The sequence below is a fragment of the Solihabitans fulvus genome (genome assembly GCF_008386585.1).
In the GTDB taxonomy this organism is placed as follows: Bacteria; Actinomycetota; Actinomycetes; order Mycobacteriales; family Pseudonocardiaceae; genus Solihabitans; species Solihabitans fulvus.
The window spans coordinates 1-348 of the sequence record NZ_VUOB01000414.1; the positions used below are offsets into that span (position 1 = coordinate 1).

A 348-nucleotide genomic window follows, 5' to 3' on the forward strand; every position below is an offset into this window, starting at 1 on the left:
CTGTCTTTGTCTTTCCTGTTGCGTTCCAAGTGCTTCCTCATTGCAACAGCTTTCTTGATCAGGTAGTAAAGATCCTCCGGTAAGTCAGGAGCTAGACCCATTGCTTTCATGATACGGAGGATCTTTTTGCCAGTTACGAATCTTACTTGGGCAACTCCATGTGAATCCCTCAGCATTACACCAATTTGTGAGGGAGTGAGACCCTTCTTTCCAAGTTTGTAAATTTGTTCCTTTACATCGTCGGCAGTCAATTTCAACCAGGTAGGGACACTGCGGCGGTAAGGCAGCGCCGACTGGGAGATACCCTTACCAGGAGCGTGCATACGACCCATGTTTGCGGCTTTTTAC

General features: G+C 47.7%; 1 protein-coding gene. It reads right to left on the reverse strand.

Features of this window, described 5'->3' with window-relative positions:
• Positions 1 to 332, reverse strand: a 332-nt coding sequence (locus F0L68_RS46190) for a hypothetical protein (protein ID WP_223199679.1), incomplete at its 3' end; no start/stop codon positions are given.
• Positions 333 to 348: the final 16 nt, after the last annotated feature.